Annotated in this window: 23 protein-coding genes, 1 tRNA gene and 1 pseudogene; 6 read left to right on the forward strand and 19 right to left on the reverse strand. The window is 33.1% G+C overall.

Features of this window, described 5'->3' with window-relative positions:
• Positions 1 to 9: 9 nt before the first annotated feature.
• The 19 genes and pseudogenes from WA327_RS07860 to WA327_RS07950 form a co-directional block, all read right to left on the reverse strand.
• A complete protein-coding gene (locus WA327_RS07860) occupies positions 10 to 186 on the reverse strand; it encodes a hypothetical protein (protein WP_336068343.1) in 177 nt (58 codons plus the stop codon).
• A 546-nt stretch (positions 187 to 732) separates the two neighbouring features.
• Positions 733 to 1,776 (reverse strand): NAD(P)-dependent alcohol dehydrogenase, encoded by a 1,044-nt coding sequence (locus tag WA327_RS07865; RefSeq protein WP_336068346.1) that lies wholly within the window; start codon positions 1,774 to 1,776, stop codon positions 733 to 735.
• Positions 1,777 to 1,779: 3 nt separating this feature from the next.
• Complete coding sequence (locus WA327_RS07870) at positions 1,780 to 2,229, reverse strand: DMT family transporter (RefSeq protein ID WP_336068348.1); 450 nt, start codon at positions 2,227 to 2,229, stop codon at positions 1,780 to 1,782.
• Positions 2,124 to 2,711, reverse strand: coding sequence for a DMT family transporter (locus WA327_RS07875; RefSeq protein WP_336068350.1), 588 nt, complete (start codon positions 2,709 to 2,711; stop codon positions 2,124 to 2,126). Before WA327_RS07875 ends, WA327_RS07870 begins: the two co-directional genes overlap by 106 nt.
• Positions 2,712 to 3,080, reverse strand: coding sequence for a DUF2255 family protein (locus WA327_RS07880; RefSeq protein WP_336068352.1), 369 nt, complete (start codon positions 3,078 to 3,080; stop codon positions 2,712 to 2,714).
• Between the two features lie 8 nt (positions 3,081 to 3,088).
• Entirely contained in the window at positions 3,089 to 3,316 is a 228-nt protein-coding gene (locus tag WA327_RS07885) for a tautomerase family protein (RefSeq protein ID WP_336068354.1), read from the reverse strand.
• A gap of 3 nt (positions 3,317 to 3,319) precedes the next feature.
• Positions 3,320 to 3,718, reverse strand: a complete 399-nt coding sequence (locus WA327_RS07890; RefSeq protein ID WP_336068355.1) for a cupin domain-containing protein — start codon at positions 3,716 to 3,718, stop codon at positions 3,320 to 3,322.
• A gap of 61 nt (positions 3,719 to 3,779) precedes the next feature.
• On the reverse strand, positions 3,780 to 4,637 hold the full coding sequence (locus WA327_RS07895) for an aldo/keto reductase (protein ID WP_336068357.1): 858 nt from the start codon (positions 4,635 to 4,637) through the stop codon (positions 3,780 to 3,782).
• 35 nt (positions 4,638 to 4,672) lie between these two features.
• The gene (locus WA327_RS07900) at positions 4,673 to 5,920 is read right to left on the reverse strand and encodes an NAD(P)-dependent alcohol dehydrogenase (RefSeq protein WP_336068359.1); all 1,248 of its coding nucleotides are present in this window, start codon (positions 5,918 to 5,920) and stop codon (positions 4,673 to 4,675) included.
• Positions 5,898 to 6,425 carry a cupin domain-containing protein gene (locus WA327_RS07905; RefSeq protein ID WP_331810183.1) on the reverse strand — a complete coding sequence of 176 codons (528 nt, stop codon included), beginning with the start codon at positions 6,423 to 6,425 and terminating at the stop codon, positions 5,898 to 5,900. Before WA327_RS07905 ends, WA327_RS07900 begins: the two co-directional genes overlap by 23 nt.
• Before the next feature lie 12 nt (positions 6,426 to 6,437).
• Positions 6,438 to 7,007: a sugar O-acetyltransferase gene (locus tag WA327_RS07910; protein WP_336068364.1), complete on the reverse strand. Its 570-nt coding sequence runs from the start codon at positions 7,005 to 7,007 to the stop codon at positions 6,438 to 6,440.
• A 94-nt stretch (positions 7,008 to 7,101) separates the two neighbouring features.
• A complete protein-coding gene (locus WA327_RS07915; protein WP_336068367.1) occupies positions 7,102 to 7,971 on the reverse strand; it encodes a helix-turn-helix domain-containing protein in 870 nt (289 codons plus the stop codon).
• A 75-nt stretch (positions 7,972 to 8,046) separates the two neighbouring features.
• Positions 8,047 to 9,150: an MBL fold metallo-hydrolase gene (locus tag WA327_RS07920; RefSeq protein WP_336068370.1), complete on the reverse strand. Its 1,104-nt coding sequence runs from the start codon at positions 9,148 to 9,150 to the stop codon at positions 8,047 to 8,049.
• A gap of 169 nt (positions 9,151 to 9,319) precedes the next feature.
• Positions 9,320 to 9,393 (reverse strand) — tRNA-Asp (locus WA327_RS07925).
• A gap of 66 nt (positions 9,394 to 9,459) precedes the next feature.
• On the reverse strand, positions 9,460 to 10,389 hold the full coding sequence (locus tag WA327_RS07930) for a DUF58 domain-containing protein (protein WP_336068372.1): 930 nt from the start codon (positions 10,387 to 10,389) through the stop codon (positions 9,460 to 9,462).
• A gap of 82 nt (positions 10,390 to 10,471) precedes the next feature.
• A pseudogene (trxA, locus tag WA327_RS07935) lies at positions 10,472 to 10,798 on the reverse strand (thioredoxin); the annotation flags it as partial.
• 118 nt (positions 10,799 to 10,916) lie between these two features.
• A complete protein-coding gene (gene dnaE, locus WA327_RS07940) occupies positions 10,917 to 15,302 on the reverse strand; it encodes a DNA polymerase III subunit alpha (RefSeq protein ID WP_336068376.1) in 4,386 nt (1,461 codons plus the stop codon).
• A gap of 153 nt (positions 15,303 to 15,455) precedes the next feature.
• A complete protein-coding gene (locus tag WA327_RS07945) occupies positions 15,456 to 15,905 on the reverse strand; it encodes a PA2169 family four-helix-bundle protein (RefSeq protein WP_336068378.1) in 450 nt (149 codons plus the stop codon).
• A gap of 228 nt (positions 15,906 to 16,133) precedes the next feature.
• Positions 16,134 to 17,684 (reverse strand): DUF6252 family protein, encoded by a 1,551-nt coding sequence (locus WA327_RS07950; RefSeq protein WP_336068380.1) that lies wholly within the window; start codon positions 17,682 to 17,684, stop codon positions 16,134 to 16,136.
• A 185-nt stretch (positions 17,685 to 17,869) separates the two neighbouring features.
• On the opposite strand from WA327_RS07950, the gene WA327_RS07955 reads away from it, so the two are divergent.
• From WA327_RS07955 to WA327_RS07980, 6 genes are all read left to right on the forward strand, one after another.
• On the forward strand, positions 17,870 to 18,358 hold the full coding sequence (locus WA327_RS07955) for a 30S ribosomal protein S16 (protein ID WP_027880902.1): 489 nt from the start codon (positions 17,870 to 17,872) through the stop codon (positions 18,356 to 18,358).
• A 69-nt stretch (positions 18,359 to 18,427) separates the two neighbouring features.
• A complete protein-coding gene (gene rimM, locus WA327_RS07960; protein ID WP_336068383.1) occupies positions 18,428 to 18,958 on the forward strand; it encodes a ribosome maturation factor RimM in 531 nt (176 codons plus the stop codon).
• A complete protein-coding gene (locus WA327_RS07965; RefSeq protein ID WP_336068386.1) occupies positions 18,951 to 19,664 on the forward strand; it encodes a methyltransferase in 714 nt (237 codons plus the stop codon). The genes rimM and WA327_RS07965 overlap by 8 nt, the downstream gene beginning before the upstream one ends.
• Before the next feature lie 109 nt (positions 19,665 to 19,773).
• Positions 19,774 to 20,952: an acyl-CoA dehydrogenase family protein gene (locus WA327_RS07970; protein ID WP_336068388.1), complete on the forward strand. Its 1,179-nt coding sequence runs from the start codon at positions 19,774 to 19,776 to the stop codon at positions 20,950 to 20,952.
• A 95-nt stretch (positions 20,953 to 21,047) separates the two neighbouring features.
• Positions 21,048 to 21,836, forward strand: a complete 789-nt coding sequence (locus tag WA327_RS07975) for a DUF3050 domain-containing protein (protein WP_336068389.1) — start codon at positions 21,048 to 21,050, stop codon at positions 21,834 to 21,836.
• Between the two features lie 2 nt (positions 21,837 to 21,838).
• On the forward strand, positions 21,839 to 22,537 hold the full coding sequence (locus tag WA327_RS07980) for an SGNH/GDSL hydrolase family protein (protein ID WP_336068392.1): 699 nt from the start codon (positions 21,839 to 21,841) through the stop codon (positions 22,535 to 22,537).
• Positions 22,538 to 22,540 lie beyond the last annotated feature (3 nt).

A 22,540-nucleotide genomic window follows, 5' to 3' on the forward strand; every position in this document is an offset into this window, starting at 1 on the left:
AATTATTAATTAGCCTTGTGTTGGTACACTCATTCCTTTTTTGTCTGTCATTGAGATTAAATCTACTTGTACTTTCTTTACTTCTTTGTTTGATTCTGATTCTGAAGATTTAGTAGCGGTAGATATTAATCCAGTTAGTAAAACGATTGAAAAAATAGCTAGGAAGGTAATTTTTAGGGATTTCATATTAATTATTATTTTAAAGTTATTATTCTTAAATATTAAACATTAGTGTTCTATTCAACTTTTTAAGTTGAAGTATTAAGAAATTACGTACAACGAGGGAAAGTGTACTTTTTAAAATGGAATAATTAATACTTTAAGTGTAGAATATTGATTTAGGGACACTTATAAGCAAATACGAATGTAAAGTTAGAACATTAAATTAAATAAATAAATCGATAAAGTGTTAAAAATCAAAGACAAAAGGACTCAAAATAAAAAAGCATCCCTAATTTCTGAAACAAAACAGAAAAAAGGAAAGCTTTCCATTGGTTTAACTACTTAAACCATTGACAGACTTTAACATCTGTCAAACAACACAACTAAATTTTATTGCCAAAAAAACTCCAAACTAGTTGGAGTTTTGACATTTAAGTTATCAAAGACCTACGTCTTTGTATATATTTTTTTACTCAAAAAAGAGTAATGTAATTTTAAAACCGCCTGCAAATGTATAAACACTTTTACAATTTAACAAACTTAGACTAAGTTTTATTATAAAAGCTAATTTTAAGACTTTATATCTATCACAAAACGATATCTTACATCACCTTTTTCTAACCTATTAAAAGCAGTATTTATTTGATCTGTTTTGATTAATTCTATATCTGCTGTAATGTTATGTTCTTTACAAAATTCTAACATCTCTTGTGTTTCTGAAATTCCGCCAATATTTGATCCAGAAAAACTTTTACGACCATTAACCACATTAAAAGCACCAACTTCTAAAGGTTGATTTGGCAGACCAACTAACACTAAACTACCATCAACACCTAAAACATTTAAATATGCATTAACATCATGCTTTGCAGAAACAGTATCTAAAACCATATGAAATCCTGACTGCGATTTCATTTGTTCTTCATCCTTAGATAATACTGCATGATCAGCACCTAATCGTTTTGCATCTTCTACTTTAGATGGTGATGTTGTAAAAACAGTCACTTCTGCTCCCATAGCTTTTGCAATTTTTATTGCCATGTGACCTAAACCTCCAATTCCTACAATTCCTACTTTTTTACCTGGTCCAACTTTCCAATGCTTTAAAGGAGAATAAGTTGTTATTCCTGCACATAATAATGGTGCTGCTGCAGCCAAATCGTCAAACTCTGGCATTTTCAATACATAATCTGCATCACAAACAATTTGCTGAGAAAATCCTCCGTAGGTTACTCCGCCAATATGTTTATCTGGCGCATTAAAAACCAAAGTCCATCCTTCTTCACAAAACTGCTCTTCGCCATGATTGCATTGACTACAATGACCACAACTATCAACAATACAGCCAATAGCTGCTAAATCTCCAACTTTAAATTTTGAAACTTTATCGCCAACTTTAGTAACCTTACCTACAATTTCATGACCTGGAACAATGGGAAACGTTGTTGCGCCCCAATCGTTATGTACAGCATGTAAATCTGAATGACAAATTCCGCAATACAAAATATCTATTTCAACATCATTATCTAACAAAACACGACGTTTTATATCCATGTTTTTAATTGGTGCATCTGCAGATTCGGTTCCGTAAGCTTTTGTAATTGTTGTTTCCATGATTTAAATTTTATTTTTATTGAATTTTATTTTTTTGCTCAAAAAAGGAATTCGGTTTGAGCTAACAATATATACTCCTAAAATTACAAAAATTATTGCTAATGGTTTATCCCATGTTAAGATGTCTTGTCCAACAATTAAAGCAACTATAGAAGCTACTACAGGTTGTAAATTCATAAAAACACTAACAGCACTAGCTTCTAGCCTTTTAAGTGCATAAGGCATTAAAAAAAATGCTATTGTCGTTGAAAATATTAATGCAAAAATTAAAAAAGAATATGCAGATATATTTGCACTATCTGAATAAATTTTTTGATTCTGCAACGCTGAAAAACTAAAAGGAACTGCTACCAAAGCCGACACCAAAAACATCCATTTAGCAATTGTAACTGGTTTGTATTTAATCGAAATTTTCTTGTTAACACTAAATAACCAGCATAACTTACAGCACATAATACAGCAAATAAAACACCAAGAGTATTGTTGCTTGCTTGTTCTCCGTTAAAACCACTTAACAAAATAATTAATGAAGCTCCTAAAACACTAATTACAATACCAAAGATTTTTGTTGTGGTTAATGCCTCTTTTAGAAAAAAAGCTGAAAGCAACAATACCAAAACTGGTGTAAGCGCCATTATAAGCGAAAATATTACTGGTGTAGTATACTGTAAGGCTTGAGAGAATAAAAATTGAGTTCCTATAAAACCCATTAAACCTCCTAAAATTATAATGACAAAATCCTTTTTAGCTACCTTAATATCTTTAACAAAATTACCTATAAGCCAAAATATTGCTGCTCCAAAAAACATTCTTGTAACAGTGTAACCCATTGGCGTCATCCACTGTTCCATAAGCGCTTTTGTTACCGGAATATTTAAACCAAAAATTGTATTAGCACCTAAAATTGCTAATAGACCTTGTCGTCTTTCTTCCATCTAAAAAACTTTCACTGTTGCTGCTTTTGCCCTATCGCTTATCATAGATTGTAAATACGGACTACTATTGTATTTCTCTCTGTAAGCTTCGTCAATCCTATCATTTATTTCACCTGAAATAGGTTGAAACTGAACCTTAAACTCAATACCATTAGATTTAATCTTACCTGATTTTTGAGATAAAGCCGACTTGTACCATCTTGAATTTACTCCATTGTAAGCCCTAACGTAAAGACTACTTTCTACCTCAACAACCCAAATCCAAGTTAGCGTTCCAAAAGTTTCGCCATCTTCTCTATAAGGCGCAATATGAAAATCATTCCTTTCGGAAATCATTTCTATTGCTTGACTATCTAATTCTTTCATCATTTATATAATTAATATTTATATCCAGGTTTTTTATACAACTTTTTTTCTTCGGCTAAAATTTGGTTTGGATACACATCATCTTTCCATTCTTCTTTGGTATAGTCTTGTATGGCTACCGAAAAAGCATCGTCACCATAATCCAATACCTTTTTTGCTACTTTGATAATTTCATCTGTTAGTTCTTGTTTTTGAGCTTCTGTTTTTCCTTCTAACAAATTAATTTTTATATGTGGCATGGTTTATTTTTTATATTGATCATCTGTAACATGCTCTAACCAGGTTACTACTTCGCCATTTACTTCTTCTTGAACAGCAATATGACTCATTGCTTTTTCTGCTGATGCACCGTGCCAGTGTTTCTCATTAGGTTCAAAATAAATGATATCTCCTGGTTTGATTTCTTCAATTGGTCCGCCATCTTTTTGCACCCATCCTAAACCTGATTGTACGATTAAAGTTTGTCCTGCTAGATGTGTATGCCATGCGGTTCTTGCTCCTGGTGAAAACGTTACCAAAGATGCTGCGCCTTTTGTTACGTTTTCTACGTTTTGATATAATGGATCTACGATTACATCTCCTGTAAACCAATCTTCTGGTCCTTTCATTGATGGCAATTCGCCGTTTCTTGTAATTTTCATAATGTTTTCTTTTTAACTTTTTTAATACTAAAAAATGCATCTTTAAAAGATGCATTTCAATTTATTTTGCGAATACTGGGAAGTTACTTGCTTCTCCGTAATCTTTGATTTCTTCTAGATTATTTAGTTTTTCCATGTCTTCTGCAGAAATTTCAAAATCTACTTCTGTATTAGATTTCATATGGTCTGGCGTTTGTGTTTTAGGTAATGGTAGTAAGCCTAATTGTAAATCGTATCGAATTGCTAATTGCGGCACAGAAACTCCGTATTTTTCTGCTACTACTTTAACTTCTTCATTTTTGAATAATTCGCCATGTCCTAATGGTGAAAATGCCTCAATTAAAATGTCTTTAGATTTAGCATACTCAATCATATCTGTTGGCACGTTTGTGATGTGAGCCAAAATTTGATTGACTTGGGGCTTTACTTTTGCATTTTCTAAAATGTTATCTAAATCTTCTTTTTTGAAGTTTGAAACTCCAATAGCTTTTAGTTTTCCTGCTTCGTAAGCTTCTTCTAAAGCTTTCCATGCTTCTAAGTTTCCTTCAAAATATCTGTCTTCGTTTTGAAATTCTTGCCAAGGTTTTGGACTATGAATAATCATCATATCTATATAGTCTAAGCCCATGGTTTTTAAGGATTCGTCTATTGATTTTACAGCTTCGTCATAAGATTTTACTTCTGCCGCTAATTTTGTTGTTACAAACAAATCTTCTCTTGCTACATCACTTTCTTTAATAGCTTTACCAACACCTTCTTCGTTTTGATAAGCTTGTGCTGTATCGATATGCGTGTAACCAACGTTAATTGCAGTTTTTACAGCATCAACTACAGCATCATTGTCAATCATCCAAGTTCCGTAACCTATTTTAGGAATTTCTACTCCGTTATTTAATTTATATGTTTCTTTCGTAATCATTTCTTTTTCTTTTTTTAAATTATTTTAATTCTTTTTTAAAATGTTGAAGCGTCAATAACGTATCTGTATCTTGCTTCTTTGTTAACCACTTTATCCCAAGCATTGTTAATCTGGTTGGCATCAATAATTTCGATACTTGGCTTGATACCATTATCGGCACAATAGTGAACGACTTCCTGAGTTTCTGGAATACCACCAATTAATGATGCATTGAAATTAACTCGTGCAAACGCTAACATTAAGTTGTTAATCGTAATTTCTGATCCTTCTGGCATACCAACAAAAGTGAACGTTCCGCCAGGTTTTAAACACATGATATAAGGCGTTACATTAAATTGATATGGAATGGTACAAATCATATAATCTAGAGTTTTAGCATAAGCCTGCATGTTTTTAAATTGCTCATCAACCACAATAACTTCTTTTACGCCCCAAGATTTAATATCTTCTACTTTATCTGCCGTTGTTGTAAATGCATAAACTTCTGCACCTTTAGACACTGCTAATTTCACAGCCATATGTCCTAAACCTCCAATACCAGCAACCCCAACTTTTTCACCAACTTTTAATTGCGCATCCATTAATGGGGAATATGTTGTAATACCAGCACATAAAAGTGGTGCAGCTTCTTGAAAACTAATATGCTCTGGAATATGAACTGCAAAATGATCTCTTACCACTATTTTGTCTGAATAGCCACCTTGCGAAATTCCTGTCGGTTCTGCCTCAGTTTTATTTCCGTAGGTGAATAATGTCTGACCTCTTTCACAAAAATGTTCTTCACCGTGTGTACAGCTATCACACTCCATACAGCTGTCAACCATACAGCCAACACCTGCTCTATCTCCTACTTTAAATTTTGTAACGTTCTTTCCTACTGCAGCAACTACACCAACAATTTCGTGTCCTGGAACTTGCGGATATTGTTGTTTTCCCCAGTGTCCTTTTTCTTGGTGAATATCAGAATGACAAATACTTGCAAATTTGATATCAATTAAAATATCATCATCTCCAACTGGTCTTCTTTCAAATTCCCAAGGACTTAATTTACCTGATTCGTCTTTAGCTGCGTAGCCTTTTGTTTTTATATTTTTACTCATGTCTATAATTTCTTTTTCTTCTGAATTTTTTGAATTTGCAAATAGTGGAACTGATCCCATTAACATCATTCCTGCGCCAACAGTACCTGATTGTTTTATAAAATTTCTTCTAGATTGCCCTTTGTTTTCTTGGTTGTCTTGAGTTTTCATATCTAAACGTTTATAGGTTATTGTATTGCTCATCTGTTACTGGTTCCATCCAATTGACTATACCTTTCTCAATATTTGGCACAATGTACATTTGCTGAAGAGCTTTATCCTTACTTGCTCCATGCCAATGTCTTGTATTTGGTGGACAAGTAACAGCATCTCCTTTTTTAATGACTTGAATTGGTTCTCCTTCGATTTGATGATACCCAACTCCGTCAGTAATTACTAAAATTTGACCAGCTGGATGTGTATGCCAATTACTTCTTGCCCCAGGTTCAAAATACACATTCCCAACAATGGTGGTTAATGTTGAATCCATAACAATTCCGTAATTATACGCATTGCCTGTAAAGTTCTTATCTGGTCCTTTTTGACCTTTTGGGAAAATGAAGTCTAAATCTTCTGAAGAATTTTCGTTTTCAGTTTTTGCTGTGGTTACTTCTTTGGTTTCTTCTGTATTAGAATTGCTTTCTACTTTTTTACAACTTTGAAAGCAAAAAAATACTGAAGCAATTAATACAAGTGTAGTGTTTTTCATAATTTTTAATTTTTAAATCGATTTAATAATTTTTGCAGGAACACCAGCAACTACGGTTCTATCCGGAACATCTTTAGATACTACAGCACCTGCTGCTACAATAGCATGCTCACCAACAGTTACACCTGGCAAAATTGTTGATCCTGCGCCAATCCAAGCTCCTGTTTTGATATGAATTGGTTTTCCTATCAAAGCTTTTCTAGATTCTAGTTCTACAGGATGTGTTTCGGATAAAAGATTAACACGTGGACCTACCATTACATCATCATCAATGGTAACGCCACCTAAATCTAAGATTTGACAGTTTTGGTTTATAAATATGTTTTTTCCGAGTTTTAGATTTTTACCATAGTTGATACTAAAAGGCGTATAAATAGTTGTACTAGAGTCAACTTCATTTTGGATAAGTTTACCTAAATGCTGTCTAATTTCAACAATTGTTTTAGATGCATTTAAATCTGCTAAAATTGCTATAGCACGCTCTGATTGTTCTGGTAACTTATAATATTCTGGATCACCAAAAGGCACGACTTCACCAGATAGTATTCTTTCAAAAATGTTATTGTTGTTTTTTGTACTCATATCTTCAACTTCAAATCTATGGTACAAAGATACTTTCGCTAACCTATTACAGGATAACGAAAATCAAATCAAAAATTATAAAATTCAAACCAAATTAAACTCTAACCGTTTTTGGTGTTAAGCCTGTTTGTTTTTTAAAGAAGTTATTGAAGTACGTAGGATATTCAAACCCTAAAGCATAACCAACCTCACTAACATTCCAATTAGTGTGTTGCAACAACGCTTTAGCTTCGTTAACTATTCGTTCTGTAATATGCGTAGATGTTGATTTACCTGTAACTGATTTTACAGCACGATTTAAATAGTTAACATGAACCGATAATTGATCAGCATAATGTTGCGCTGTTGTAAGTTTTAATGGTGAATCTGAAGTTTCAATAGGAAACTGACGTTCTAAAAGCTCTAAAAATACTGATGTTAAACGCGACGCAGCATTAGCATGTTTTTCAGCTTGTTCTGAAGGCTGCATTTTCATGGCTTCATGTAGAATTAACTGAATATAATTTCTGATTAAATCGTCTTTAAAGGAATAATCTGTCTGTTGTTCTTGCATCATTTTCTCGAAGATACCATTCAGAAACAAACGCTGCTCTTCAGTTATTTTTAAAACAGGTGTACCGCCTAATTTAAACAAAGGTGATTGCAACAAACTATCAGTACGTTCAGACAATTGTAAAAATTCTTCAGAAAACAGACACGTATAACCTACATAAGTTGTAGAAAGTGTTTCCCAAGAATATGGGACATGCAGATTTCCAAAAAAGAGAATAGTTCCTTCTTGCTCGTAACTTCTGTCTGCATAATGGATTATACTCTTACCAGTAGTCAGACAAATTTTATAAAAATCTTTACGACTGTAAATTTTAGTTGCACTACTATCTTCTTCAATTCTAAAGACATTAAAGCCTTTTAACTTTAACTCACTATTAAAAGACGATACCGAACGTTCTGTTTTTGCTTCCATAAAGCAAAATTAAGAAATTCAAACCTAAAATTCAGCATTCCTTTAACGGTCTTTTAACAATACTAGGCTGTAAACTTATTTTAAATCTTTCCACCAAGCTTCAAAAACTTGCGTGCTATCTTTTAATTTTACTACTTCACCAATTTTTGGCGTTACTAAAGAAACGTTTTCCGTTTTATTAGCTAGCGCTTCATCTAATGGCTCATACCAAGGATGATCTGAAAGCGTAAACTTTGAGTTATGAACTGGAAACAGTTTTTGTGTATTCAACTCTTCTGCAACTTGATATAATTGTTTAGGTAATAAGTGTATCTGATTCCAGTTCTCACTATACTGACCTTGCTCAATAATTGACAAATCAAAAGGACCATATTTAGCCGCAATATCTTTGTAGAATGTATCGTAACCGCTATCACCACCAATGTAGATATTATTACTTTTTGTATTTAGCACATAAGACGCCCATAAACTTTTATTTCTTTTGATACCTCTTCCTGAAAAATGACGTGCTGGTGTTGCTGTCAATTTTACGCCTTCAAATTCAATAGCTTCGTACCAATCTAGCTCGTTAATTTTAGATGCTTCATAACCCCAATATTCAAAATGCTGACCTACACCTAATCCACAAACTACTTTATCAACTTTAGACTTTAACTTTAAAATTGTTTCATAATCCAAATGATCCCAATGATCGTGAGAAATAATTAAATAATCAATATCAGGTAAATCTTCTACAACATAATTATTAGTTCCTTTAAATGCATTAGTCATAAAAGAAAATGGTGCTGCATAACCACAAAACACAGGATCTACTAAAAACGTTTTTCCATCTAATCTCATAAAATAAGATGAATGTCCAAACCATATTAACACATCTTCTTTCTCATCTAAAACTTTAATATCTGTTGAAACAGATGGTAAACTATCTTCTGGTTTTACTTTGTACTTTTTAGCAAATATGAAATCCCACATAGCGCCTATTGTGCTTTTATCTGAAGTCATAACAGCAGTCTCACTTAAATTTTTAAATGATCCGTCTTTATAATTTGGGGATTTTTTAATACGTTCTAAACGTTCGCCTTTAGGATGTTGTCCAAATTTTGACTGATTGAGTATCATAACAGTTATTAAAGATATAAGTAATACAATACCCAATAAGATTTTTAAAAAGCGTTTCATATCGTTTGGGTTAATTTATTAGAAATGCAAAGTTAAAGAGACCTAAGAAAATCCAACTATCTTCATTACTGAAAATATTACCTGAATTACTGAAACTGAAACATACGTTTTATAAAAAAGATCAAAATAAAAAAATCGCTTAGAATCTTACGATTACTAAGCGATTTTGCGGTCTGGACGGGATTCGAACCCGCGACCCCCTGCGTGACAGGCAGATATTCTAACCAGCTGAACTACCAGACCGTTGCTTTATTGCGAGGGCAAATATACACTGCAAATTTAATTTCTCAAATATTTTTAGTGTTTTTTTTAAATAAATTTTTGTCGCTCTATCATATACGTTGTCAAAATTTTATTAAAACCTTGATTTATATCGGATTGCACATATTTTATTTGATACTGCAAACATTTTAATTTTAGATTTTTAAAGTATACTTCCACTGCATAACTATAATTTTCCTTTACACTTTGTGCGTATAAGTTGACATGCTCTCCTGTTTCTACGTCAATAAATCGTTTTGGCTTGTTCTCAAAATCAAAAGTTAATTCTTTTTCTTTATCATATACATGAAAAAGAACTACTTCATGTTTATTATGCTTTAAATGTCTTAATGCTTCAAATAATTTATCTTCATTAGTTTCAGTTTGAAACATATCCGTAAAAAGAAATATCAAAGATCTACGATGAATTTTTTCTGCTATTTGATGTAAATAAGTATAAGTTTCGGTTTGTTTACTTTCTTCTTTAGTATGTAGAGTATTTTCAAGTTGATGAATTAACATCTGGTGATGCCTATCACTTCCTTTTTCTGGCGCATAAAAATCATAATTATCACTATAAATACTTAACCCGACCGCATCTCTTTGCTTTTTTAATATATGCATTAAGGATGCACTAGCTAAAGCAGAAAAAGCAATTTTATTTAAATTATCAATAGAAAAATTAGAAACTTTTGGATAATGCATAGAACTGCTATTATCCAATATGATATGGCATCTAAGATTGGTTTCGTCATCATATCGTTTGGTATATAGCTTATCTGTTTTTGCAAATAACTTCCAATCTATATGACGCGTACTTTCTCCTTGATTATAAATTTTGTGTTCTGCAAATTCTGCTGAAAACCCATGAAACGGACTTTTATGCATTCCTGAGATAAAACCTTCTACGACTTGTTTTGCTAAGTGCTCTAGGTTTTTAAATCCGCCTGCTTTATTTAGTTCGTTTTGTAAATTCATGAATTTTAAATTTCATCTAAAATAAAAAAAGGTTTACCATTACAGCAAACCTTTTAGTTTATATTTATTTTTTTCTAATGGATTATAATAAAGAATCTAATGCTTCTGCGTAAGCATTTTTAGGCGCTACACCAACTTGGCGACCTACTACTTCTCCGTTTTGAAATACTAATACTGTTGGGATATTACGCACACCATATTTAGCAGCAAACTCTTGATTTGCATCTACATCTACTTTACCAATCACAGCTTTACCTTCGTACTCTGTGCTTAACTCATCAATAATTGGTCCTACCATACGACATGGTCCACACCAAGCAGCCCAAAAGTCTACCATTACAGGCTTATCACTGTTTAATACTTGCTCTTCAAAAGTTGCATCTGTAATTTCTAATGCCATAATAATATAATTTAATTGTGTTCTTAATTCGTGTTAATATGCAATATTAGTCAAAAATTTTACCAAAACTTACAACCTATCAATTTGTTTTAATTATTGCTGTATTGGTTTGGGTTATGTTATTGATTTAATTCAACTTAAAATAAACCTGCTCGTTTTCTAACTCGTCCAAAAGCTCTTGACTTACCTTTACTTTTTGTTTACGACTAGGCATAGTTAATTTAACCTGATCTCTATTATCATAAACTACAAAATTTAACGCTTGATTACCTGGATGAAGATTCACCAAATCCTTTAAACGTTGAATTTTTTCTACATCTAAATCTTTAATATTTAATTGAATTGAAAGCTTTTTAGCGTAGCTTTCTAAAACATCTTGTAAAAGTTGAAAGTTATTAAATTGAAGTCTTGGGTCACTTTTCTTACCTGTATCTCTATTTACCCAACCTTCTCGTACAAAGACCTTAACGTAAACAAAATTATTTTGCAGTAAAAAATGTCTGAACTTTAAATATTCTTCGCCAAAGATTCTAAACTCATAAGTATCTGTATAATCCTCTACAGTAAATAATGCCCAACCTTTACCTTGTTTACTTACACGGTGTTGCACATCTGTAACAACTCCGCCAAAAGTCATTTCTCTATTGACATATTTTTCAAGATCGTTAAATACCGATAAATTAGCATTGCAGAAGGTTTTCAATTCTATTTTGAAATCATCTAACGGATGCCCAGAAATATATACACCTACAACTTCACGTTCTTTTGCTAGCTTTTCCATGGTTCCCCAAGTTTCACATTCTGGTATTGCAGGTTCTTCAATTTGAACTTCACTTTCACCACCAAAAAGACTTACTTGCGCAGAATTTTCGTTTTCTTGATGTCTTGCTCCGTATTTAATAGCTTTTTCTAAAAAGGTCAAATCACCGCCATCTTTATAAAAATATTGAGCTCTGTGCGTATCTCCTAACTCATCAAAACCACCAGCTAACGCTAAGTTTTCAAATGCTTTTTTATTAGCAGCACGCAAATCTATACGTTTTGCTAAGTCAAATATTGAAGTATATGGTCCGTTTTCCTTTCTGTTTTCTACAATCGTTTTTACTGCTCCGTGACCAACACCTTTAATTGCTCCCATACCAAAGCGTACCGCATTATCTTTGTTTACCGAGAATTTATAAAACGATTCGTTTACATCTGGTCCTAAAACTTGCAATTTCATTCGTTTACATTCTTCCATAAAGAAAGTGACTTGCTTGATATCGCTCATATTATTAGACAGTACCGCCGCCATGTATTCTGCTGGATAATGCGCTTTTAAATAAGCCGTTTGATAAGCAATCCAAGCATAACATGTAGAGTGAGATTTATTGAAGGCATAACTAGCAAATGCTTCCCAGTCTTTCCAGATTTTTTCAAGTTTTTTAGCATCGTGACCGTTAGCACTTGCTTGCTCGATAAATTTAGGTTTCATCTTATCAAGTACCGCAATTTGCTTTTTACCCATTGCCTTACGCAATACATCGGCTTCACCTTTTGTGAAATCGGCTAGCTTTTGTGATAATAACATTACTTGCTCTTGATAAACTGTAATTCCGTAAGTTTCTTTTAAGTATTCTTCCATTGCTGGTAAGTCATACTCGATATCTTCGTCACCGTGTTTTCTTCTTACGAAACTTGGAATATATTCCATTGGTCCTGGACGATATAATGCATTCATCGCAATTAAATCGTCAAAAACTGTTGGTTTAAGATCTTTTAAGTGTTTTTGCATTCCAGGAGATTCATATTGAAATACTCCAACTGTTTCTCCTCTTTGGAATAAAGCAAAGGTTTTTTCATCATCTAAAGGAAAACTTTCTGGATCTAACTGAATATCGTGTTTTGCCTTTACAATTTTTACAGTATCCTTAATTAAGGTTAAGGTTTTTAACCCTAAAAAATCCATTTTTAGAAGTCCTGCACTTTCAACAACCGAGTTATCAAATTGAGTGACGTATAAATCTGAATCTTTTGCGGTAGAAACCGGCACAAACTTAGTAATATCGTCTGGTGTAATAATCACACCACATGCGTGAATACCTGTGTTTCTTACAGAACCTTCTAACGCTCTTGCTGTATTTACCGTTTCGGCTTCAAGACCTACTCCATCAGAAATACTTAAAAGCTCTGTAATCTTTTCTAAATCTTCAGACCTGAATTTTTGACCAAGCTCTTTTTCATCTAAACCAAAAATCTTATTTAGCTTAGACATATTCGGGATTAACTTTGCAATTCTGTCTGCATCAAAAAGTGGCAAATCTAATACACGAGCAGTATCACGAATACTACTTTTTGCCGCCATAGTACCGTAAGTAATGATTTGCGCCACTTGGTTAGCACCATATTTTTCGATGACATAATCCATTACTCGGCTACGACCTTCGTCATCAAAATCGATATCAATATCTGGCATACTGATACGATCTGGATTAAGAAAACGCTCAAAAAGCAGATTGTACTGTATTGGGTCTATATTGGTAATCCACAAACAGTAAGCTACAACAGATCCTGCTGCACTACCACGACCAGGACCAACGGATACATCCATGTTTCTTGCTTCGCGAATAAAATCTTCTACAATTAGGAAATATCCTGGATAACCTGTGTTTTCTATAACTTCAAGCTCAAAATCTAAACGTTCTTTTATATCGTCTGTAATTTCGCCATAACGCTTTTTTGCTCCTTCGTAGGTTAAGTGTTTTAGATAGGCATTTTCTCCTCTTTTTCCACCATCAACCTCATCTTCTGGATGCTTAAATTCTTCTGGAATATTAAATGCTGGTAACAAGACATCTCTTGCTAAATCAAAAGGTTCGATTTTATCTACAACTTCTTGAATATTGCTAATCGCTTCAGGAATATCTTTAAATAACTCCTTCATTTCTTCAGAAGACTTAAAGTAATATTCTTGATTTGGCAACCCGTAACGGTAACCACGACCACGACCTATTGGCGTTGATTGCTTTTCGCCATCTTTTACACACAATAAAATATCATGCGCATTGGCATCGTCTTTTTTACCGTAGTAGGTATTGTTGGTCGCTAGTAATTTTATATTATGCTTTTTTGAAAACTCAACCAATGTTTGATTTACACGATTTTCGTCTTCTTGACCATGTCGCATTAACTCGATATACAAGTCGTCTTGAAAAGTTTCTTTCCACCAAAACAAAGCTTCTTCAGCTTGCGATTCACCTACATTTAAAACTTTACTAGGCACTTCACCGTAAAGGTTTCCTGTCAAACAAATAACGTCTTCTTTATATTGTTCTATTAGTTTTTTATCAATACGCGGCACATAATAAAAGCCATCTACGAACGCGTGAGATGATAATTTTGCAAGATTATGATACCCTTTTTTGCTTTTAGCAAGCAACACTATTTGGTAACCATTATCTTTTCTGGTTTTGTCTGTATGGTCTTCGCAAACAAAAAACTCGCAACCTACAATTGCTTTAATTTCGTTTGCAACTGGTGGATTACCTTGTTCTGCAGCAGCTTCATTTTTGGCTTTTACCGATTTGTTATGCCCATTTATTGCTCTAACAAAATGAAATGCGCCCATCATATTTGCATGATCGGTTAGCGCTACTGCTGGCATATTATGCTCTGCTGCAAGGTTAACCAAATCTGAAATACTTATAGTAGATTGAAGTACCGAAAACTGCGAGTGATTGTGCAAATGCGCAAAATCTACAGATTTAAGGTCTTCTATATTTTCTTTTATTTCTGCTGAAGAAATTCCGCCAGATTCCTGCTTTTTTAATTGCTCTCGGATTTTATCACTTTCTCTTTTTAGATTTAAGTGCTTTAATCCAATAAGCCGAATTGGTTGCGGATTTTCTTTATTAAAACGCTCAAAATAATCTGGTTGAACATCTAATTGTTCTTTGGTATATTCTTTACGTCTAACAAGTTCTAAAAAACAACGTGTTGTTGCCTCAACGTCTGCTGTTGCATTATGCGCTTCGGCAAAAGGTTGATTAAATAAAAATTGGTGTAACTCGGTTAAAGTTGGTAATTTAAACTTACCGCCACGTCCACCTGGTATTTTACAAAGTTCTGCAGTATGCTCTGTACAAGTATCTAAAACTGGTAATTCTTGCAAAGGGTTTTCTACACTTTGGCGAACAAACTCTGCACCCATAATATTTAAATCAAAACCTACATTTTGACCGACAACAAACTTTGTTTTACTTAAAGCTTCGTTGAATTTTTCTAAAACTTCAGCCAAAGGAATTCCCTGCTGTTGAGCCAATTCTGTTGAAATACCATGGATACGCTCTGCATCATAAGGAATATCAAAACCTTCTGGTTTTACTAAATAATCTTGATGATCAATACAGTCACCCATCTCGTCATGTAATTGCCATGCTATTTGGATACATCTAGGCCAATTATCTACATCCGTAATTGGTGCATCCCAACGTTTTGGTAATCCGGTAGTTTCTGTATCAAAAATTAAGTACATTAAGGTATTTTTAGATGTTTTCTAGAAAAAATTAGAGCTTATAAATGTACGTAGAAATTTCTCTTTTTTAAAGCGAAGTTATAAACAGTTATACACAAAAAAATCCAGTAAAGTTTTACTGGATTTTTTAATTATATATTTAGTAATTTAGAATTATGACACTAATTCTTCATGTACTTTTTCTGTGTTAATTGCTGCTTGAATAGCATTACGATGTCTAAAAATTAACTCGTCTATTGTTGGCGGTAAGTTATTTTCTTTCATCATTTGATCATATTCTTTCAAGCTTTTTTCTTCTCCTCTAATTGCTTCTTCAATAATTTTTTCTTCGTTATTAGAAGATAATGCAGATTTTAGACTCATCCAGTTTCTATGAACTGTTCCTTTAAAAGTGCCAGAATCTTCTGGAGTTTCACCATATCTTAAAATTTCTGTTCTCAACTCTTTAGCAAATTGACTGCGCTCTGATGCTCTTCTTTTGAAAAAGATTTTTAAATTTTTGTCGTCTACATTAGACATTGCATTTAAATACCCTTTTTCGGCATCATAATTTTTCACTAATAACTCGTTTAATTTGTTTGAAATTTCTTCACTATAACTCATAATATCTTTTCATTTTAAATTTCAATAAGTTCTTTATAGATGTGTATTGTTTCACATCTGCTTACTTAAAGGTAATATGAATTACGAAGGATCCCAAGCGTTTAACAAGGTTTGTGATTGTCTTAAGACTTATTAACAAAAGGATAAATTATTGATTGACAATATTTTTTCTAATAAAAAAGGAGCTTCAATTGAAGCTCCTTTTTTATTTATTGTTTATTTATGAAATTAGTTTGCATCTAAATAATCTGGCGCAGAATCTGCATCTGAGTTTTGCGCATCATCAGGATTTCCGTCTCCGTTTGGATCTGGATTTTCGTCTATTGTTAACACACCATCATTATCGTCATCATTATCTAAGTAATCATCAATTCCATCAGAATCAAAGTCTTGAGAGTCTATAGGGTTACCATCTCCGTCATCATCTACAAACTCGTAAATGGTTAAAATACTATCTCCATCATCATCAGCATCTAAATAATTAGGTATTCCATCTCCATCTGTATCAATCACACCTTCGTAGATTGTAAATATGCCATCACCGTCATCGTCTTCATCAAGATAGTTAGGGATACCATCGCCATCTGTATCATCATTTAATGGGTTACCATCACCATCAATATCTTCGTCCTCTGTTAAAACACCATCATTGTCTTCATCTAAATCTAAATAATCAGGTACACCATCTGCATCTGTATCTGCTGGATTACCATCTGCATCAAGGTTTAACTCGTCACTTGTTAAAATTCCATCATCATCATCGTCATCATCTAAATAATTTGGATTTAAATCGCTATCAGTATCATCGTCTGTTAAATCGCCATTATTATTTAAATCTTCAATAGAGTTTGGCACACCATCTCCATCATCATCACCACAATCTAAACTATCTATGATAGCTTGTAAGTCTCCGTTTGGATCACCACAAGTATCAATTTCTTCATTTAAATACTGGATGTATCTTGTACACATCTCCATAGTATTACCTAAAGTAGCATTATTGTAATCTGATTGCGCAGTCATTGTATTTGCACTAATCTGCTCACAAGTAACTTGGCAATTATTAACCATTACTTGATCAATAGTTTCTTGAATAGTACCGTTCACATCACCACAATATTCAATTTGCGTATATAATGCATTGACATAGGCATTACACAATTGTTCATATAAAGCGGTTTCCATTAAATCTGCATTATTATATGCCATCATTGCTTGTTGTACTTGCTCTTCTGCATCTACGCAAGTGAAGTAATTAGTTGTTGGTCCTGTAGTAAATGGAATATTATTAAAAACTCCTTCTGTAAATCCAACCGAGTTAAATCCTGTTGGATTAAAGGCGTTAAAGTAAAATCTTCCAGACAACGTACCTTCTTCTAAGCTACCTGCTGTAATACTAACCATTCCGTCTGGACGATATAATTGCACACTTTCATCAGGTATCTTGTTTGTTGACCATAATACATTGTTTTCGTCTACAAAATTTGCAAAAGATGCGTTGTACTGCATATCATAACAAGATCCTTGACCTATACTAATAGCTCCTGTACAATTTGTAGCGTCTTCTGGATAAGCTACTAAAGTAATTGTTTCTAAAGACGTTGAACCTTCTATTGTGATTACTCCATTTTCATCTACTTGAGCCGAGTATATATTTGCATTAAACAAAACACCATCTCCTTCTCTTTGAGCTTGAAACGTAGTTATGTTAAACTCATTTTCTTGACTACAACTAAACATTAATAACACCAAAAAGGCTAATGCAATTACTTTTCTCATTCTTAAACTTTTATAAATTATTGATAATGTATAAACCTAATAATAACTTAGGAATAATAGTCCCCAAAAATAGAATAATTTTTCATTATAAATAATTGAAATTAAAAAGTATCCGTTTAAAAAAATATAGTATCTTTGCGCACTTATTAATAACAGAGGTCGAGAACCTCACAAATTAATTTTTTATGCCAGTAAAAATTAGATTACAAAGACACGGTAAAAAAGGGAAACCTTACTACTGGATCGTAGCAGCAGATGCTAGAGCAAAAAGAGATGGTAAATACTTAGAAAAAATAGGTGCTTACAATCCAAACACTAACCCAGCAACTATCGATTTAGATGTTGATGGAGCAGTAAAATGGTTACAGAATGGTGCACAACCAACTGACACAGCAAGAGCAATTTTATCTTATAAAGGTGCTTTACTTAAAAACCATTTAGCGGGTGGAGTTAGAAAAGGCGCTTTAACTGAAGAGCAAGCAGAAGAGAAATTTAATGCTTGGTTAGAAGAAAAAGCAGGAAAAGTTGATGCTAAGAAAGAAAACTTAGCTAAAGCTGAAGCAGATGCTAAAGCAAAAGCTTTTGAAGCTGAAAAAGCAGCTAACGAAGCTCGTATTGCAGCAGCAGCTCCTGTTGTTGAAGAAGAAGCTGAAGCTTCAAACGAAGAAGAATAAAAAATATTTTTTTATACTTTTAAACTCCGATAGTCGCTATCGGAGTTTTTTATGTTTAAAACTTTCCTTATGGATATAAATGAATGCTTTTACGTTGGTAAAATTGTAAAAAAATACAGTTTTAAAGGAGAATTACTAATAAAATTAGATACTGACGAGCCTGAACAATTTGAAAACCTTGAGTCTATACTTATTAACTTAAGAGGTAATTTAGTACCTTTTTTTATAGAAAGTTCACAACTACACAAATCTGAATTACTACGTGTTAAATTTGAAGAAGTAGACACAGAAGATGATGCAGATAGTTTAATGAAAAGCGAGTTATACTTACCATTAAGCTTTTTACCAGAGTTAGAAGATGATAAGTTTTACTATCATGAAATTATAGGTTTTAAAGTTGAAGATAAAAACTTTGGAAACGTTGGGATAATTTCTGGTGTAAATGATAGCACAGCTCAAGCACTGTTTGAAATTGATAGAAATGGGACAGAGATTTTAATCCCGATGAATGACGAGTTTATCACCAAAGTAGACAAACCCAACAAAACTATTTTTGTAGAAACACCAGAAGGACTAATAGATCTTTACATTAATGAATAACCCTTTTCAATTCAAGCAGTTTACAGTTAAACAAGACCAATGCGCCATGAAAATTGGTACAGATAGCGTCTTACTTGGCGCTTGGACACCATTAAAAGACAATCCTTTTTCTATTTTAGATATTGGTGCTGGTACAGGAATTTTATCTTTAATGTTAGCCCAACGCAGTAACGCACAAGTTATCGACGGTTTAGAAATAGACGAAAAGGCTTATGAACAGTGTGTAGACAACTTTGAAAACTCTCCTTGGTCAGACCGATTATTTTGTTATCACGCAGATTTACAGGAATTTGCCGAAGAAATTGAAGACAAATATGATCTAATAATTAGCAATCCGCCGTTTTACGCAGACCATTTTAAAACCGATAACAAGCAACGTGACATGGCGCGCTTTCAAGATGCGATGCCTTTTGAACATCTTGTGGTTTGTGCTGCTCATCTTTTGGAAGACAACGGAAGATTTTCAGCAATTATACCTTTTAGTGAAGAAGACCGATTTATCAATCTTGCTCAAAAAGTAGGATTATTTCCTAACCAAATCCTTAACGTAAAAGGTAATCCAAACGCTGATATAAAAAGAAGTTTGATTAGCTTTAGTTTCCACGAAAGTGAAATACAAAAAGAAGAATTAACTATAGAAACCCAAAGACATCAATACACAGAAGACTACATAAATCTTACTAAAGATTTCTACTTAAAAATGTAGTTTTAATTGGGCAATGAAAACGATTTCGTTATTTTTGTTAACTATAAAATTGTAAACAATATACTGTTACAGATATCATTAAGCAACAGTTTAAAACTATACTTATCTAATGAAACCAGATTTATTTGAAGCTCCAGATTACTTAAATCTTGACGATTTATTAAACGACGAACATAAATTAGTACGCGATGCTGCTAGAGAATGGGTTAAACGTGATGTTTCTCCTATTATTGAAGAGTATGCACAAAAAGCAGAATTCCCAGAACAAATTATTGGTGGATTAGCCGAGATTGGTGCGTTTGGACCATATATACCTATGGAATATGGTGGCGCAGGATTAGACCAAATTTCTTATGGTTTAATCATGCAAGAGATTGAACGTGGCGATTCTGGTGTACGTAGCACTGCTTCTGTACAATCGTCTTTAGTAATGTATCCTATTTTTAAATATGGTAACGAAGAGCAACGTAAAAAATACTTACCAAAATTAGCTTCTGGAGAATGGATGGGTTGTTTTGGTTTAACCGAGCCTGATCACGGATCTAATCCTGGTGGAATGGTTACTAATTTTAAAGATATGGGTGACCATTATCTTTTAAATGGCGCTAAAATGTGGATTAGCAACGCACCTTTTGCACAAGTTGCTGTTGTTTGGGCAAAAAATGAAGAAGGTCGTATACACGGTTTAATTGTAGAGCGTGGTATGGAAGGATTTTCTACTCCAGAAACTCACAACAAATGGTCGTTACGTGCAAGCGCAACTGGCGAACTTATTTTTGATAACGTAAAAGTGCCAAAAGAAAACCTATTACCTAACAAATCTGGTCTTGGCGCACCATTAGGTTGTTTAGATTCTGCAAGATATGGTATCGCTTGGGGCGCAATTGGTGCTGCAATGGATTGTTACGATACGGCATTAAGATACAGTAAAGAGCGTATGCAGTTTGGTAAGCCAATTGGACAATTTCAATTACAACAAAAAAAGTTAGCCGAAATGATTACAGAAATCACCAAAGCACAATTATTAGCTTGGCGTGTTGGTGTTTTACGTAATGAAGGTAAAGCAACGTCTGCTCAAATCTCTATGGCTAAACGTAATAATGTAGATATGGCTATAAAAATTGCTCGTGAAGCTAGACAAATGTTAGGCGGAATGGGTATTACTGGAGAATACAGCATTATGCGTCATATGATGAATTTAGAAAGTGTAATTACTTACGAAGGTACACATGATATTCATTTATTAATCACAGGTTTAGACGTCACTGGATTAAATGCTTTTAAATAAGCTATAGATTTTACATTTCTATAAATAGTTAATTAATATAAAATGCACCTTAATTTTAGAGGTGCATTTTTTATTTTTGTTAAAAATGAAATGCTATGACTATTAACGATATTGAAAAATCAATTGATCCTCTTAAGAATCAATTGCTTAATCACAGTTTATACAACAAAATAAAATCTATAGAAGATTTAGAAATCTTTTTACAACATCATGTTTATGCTGTTTGGGATTTTATGTCGCTACTTAAAGCACTGCAAAATAAACTAACTTGTACTACAATACCTTGGTTGCCTACAAAACACCCAGAAACAAGATATTTAATTAACGAAATTGTTCTTGCCGAAGAAACCGATGTAGATATTAATGGTAACCATAAAAGCCACTACGAAATGTATCTAGACGCTATGCAAGCCTGTGGCGTTTCAACCAATCAAATAGAACTATTCTTAGAATCTTCTTTAAGCTTAGGAAACATATTTGTTGCTATAAGAAACAGCAAATTACCTCAATCACTACAAGACTTTTTAGAATTTACGTTTAACGTTGCAATAGAAGGTCAACCACATCAAATTGCTGCTGCATTTACCTTTGGTCGCGAAGATTTAATCCCGAATATGTTTACTGAAATCTTAAAGAATTTCCAGCAAAACTTCCCTGAAAAAGACCTTTCTAAGTTAGTGTATTACTTTGAAAGACATATCGAATTAGATGCTGACGAACATGGTCCTATGGCGCTTCAAATGATAGAAGAGCTTTGTGGAAATGATGAGAAAAAATGGAAAGAAGTTGAAGACATCTCAATAGAAGCTTTACAAAAACGAATTGCACTTTGGGACGGTATTGAAAACGCAATTTTAGAAAGCAAAGAAGTTGTATCTTTATAGATATGAAACAATTAACGCTTTTTATTTCTGCAATTTTTATATTGTTTTTGTGCTGCAACGCAACAGATAGCAACCAAACTAACAATATTAAAACGCCACAAACAACCAATTACAAACTATTGTCTTTGGGTGATAGTTACACAATTGGAGAAAGTGTTTGCAAAACGTGTCGCTTTCCAGAACAACTTAAAGACAGCTTAATTAATAATACAGAAAATACTGCTTTCAACTTAAAGGTTGTAGCAACAACAGGCTGGACTACGACCAATTTATTAAACGGAATTATCAACGAAAATCTACCAAATAACTACGATTTAGTCACCTTACTAATTGGTGTAAATAATCAATATCAAGGAAAAGATTTTTCAATTTATGAAACCGAATTTCCAGAACTAGTTGATATTGCAATTACTAAAGCAAAAGGCGATAAAAATAGAGTTATTGTCGTTTCCATTCCTGATTATGCGTTCACACCTTTTGGAAACGGAAACACAACTATTTCTTCAGAAATTGATACATATAACGCTTTCGCGGAAAATTATTGCAACGCTAATAACATTACTTTTGTAAACATTACAGACATAACCAGAAATGGATTAGAAGACACAGATTTAGTTGCTTCAGATGGTTTACATCCTTCCGAAAAAGCCTATAGTTTATTTGTAGAACGTTTATTACCTTACGCTTTAGAAAAACTTTAGCGT

Source organism: Mesoflavibacter sp. CH_XMU1404-2 (assembly GCF_037029465.1).
Classification (GTDB): Bacteria; Bacteroidota; Bacteroidia; order Flavobacteriales; family Flavobacteriaceae; genus Mesoflavibacter.

Excerpts from the sequence above, each read along its gene's own strand:
- WA327_RS07860 (WP_336068343.1), bottom strand. The coding sequence starts at position 186 with ATGAAATCCCTAAAAATTACCTTCCTAGCTATTTTTTCAATCGTTTTA.
- WA327_RS07865 (WP_336068346.1), bottom strand. The coding sequence starts at position 1,776 with ATGGAAACAACAATTACAAAAGCTTACGGAACCGAATCTGCAGATGCA.
- WA327_RS07870 (WP_336068348.1), bottom strand. The coding sequence starts at position 2,229 with ATGTGCTGTAAGTTATGCTGGTTATTTAGTGTTAACAAGAAAATTTCG.
- WA327_RS07875 (WP_336068350.1), bottom strand. The coding sequence starts at position 2,711 with ATGGAAGAAAGACGACAAGGTCTATTAGCAATTTTAGGTGCTAATACA.
- WA327_RS07880 (WP_336068352.1), bottom strand. The coding sequence starts at position 3,080 with ATGATGAAAGAATTAGATAGTCAAGCAATAGAAATGATTTCCGAAAGG.
- WA327_RS07885 (WP_336068354.1), bottom strand. The coding sequence starts at position 3,316 with ATGCCACATATAAAAATTAATTTGTTAGAAGGAAAAACAGAAGCTCAA.
- WA327_RS07890 (WP_336068355.1), bottom strand. The coding sequence starts at position 3,718 with ATGAAAATTACAAGAAACGGCGAATTGCCATCAATGAAAGGACCAGAA.
- WA327_RS07895 (WP_336068357.1), bottom strand. The coding sequence starts at position 4,637 with ATGATTACGAAAGAAACATATAAATTAAATAACGGAGTAGAAATTCCT.
- WA327_RS07900 (WP_336068359.1), bottom strand. The coding sequence starts at position 5,920 with ATGAGCAATACAATAACCTATAAACGTTTAGATATGAAAACTCAAGAC.
- WA327_RS07905 (WP_331810183.1), bottom strand. The coding sequence starts at position 6,425 with ATGAAAAACACTACACTTGTATTAATTGCTTCAGTATTTTTTTGCTTT.
- WA327_RS07910 (WP_336068364.1), bottom strand. The coding sequence starts at position 7,007 with ATGAGTACAAAAAACAACAATAACATTTTTGAAAGAATACTATCTGGT.
- WA327_RS07915 (WP_336068367.1), bottom strand. The coding sequence starts at position 7,971 with ATGGAAGCAAAAACAGAACGTTCGGTATCGTCTTTTAATAGTGAGTTA.
- WA327_RS07920 (WP_336068370.1), bottom strand. The coding sequence starts at position 9,150 with ATGAAACGCTTTTTAAAAATCTTATTGGGTATTGTATTACTTATATCT.
- WA327_RS07930 (WP_336068372.1), bottom strand. The coding sequence starts at position 10,389 with ATGAATTTACAAAACGAACTAAATAAAGCAGGCGGATTTAAAAACCTA.
- dnaE (WP_336068376.1), bottom strand. The coding sequence starts at position 15,302 with ATGTACTTAATTTTTGATACAGAAACTACCGGATTACCAAAACGTTGG.
- WA327_RS07945 (WP_336068378.1), bottom strand. The coding sequence starts at position 15,905 with ATGAGTTATAGTGAAGAAATTTCAAACAAATTAAACGAGTTATTAGTG.
- WA327_RS07950 (WP_336068380.1), bottom strand. The coding sequence starts at position 17,684 with ATGAGAAAAGTAATTGCATTAGCCTTTTTGGTGTTATTAATGTTTAGT.
- WA327_RS07955 (WP_027880902.1), top strand. The coding sequence starts at position 17,870 with ATGCCAGTAAAAATTAGATTACAAAGACACGGTAAAAAAGGGAAACCT.
- rimM (WP_336068383.1), top strand. The coding sequence starts at position 18,428 with ATGGATATAAATGAATGCTTTTACGTTGGTAAAATTGTAAAAAAATAC.
- WA327_RS07965 (WP_336068386.1), top strand. The coding sequence starts at position 18,951 with ATGAATAACCCTTTTCAATTCAAGCAGTTTACAGTTAAACAAGACCAA.
- WA327_RS07970 (WP_336068388.1), top strand. The coding sequence starts at position 19,774 with ATGAAACCAGATTTATTTGAAGCTCCAGATTACTTAAATCTTGACGAT.
- WA327_RS07975 (WP_336068389.1), top strand. The coding sequence starts at position 21,048 with ATGACTATTAACGATATTGAAAAATCAATTGATCCTCTTAAGAATCAA.
- WA327_RS07980 (WP_336068392.1), top strand. The coding sequence starts at position 21,839 with ATGAAACAATTAACGCTTTTTATTTCTGCAATTTTTATATTGTTTTTG.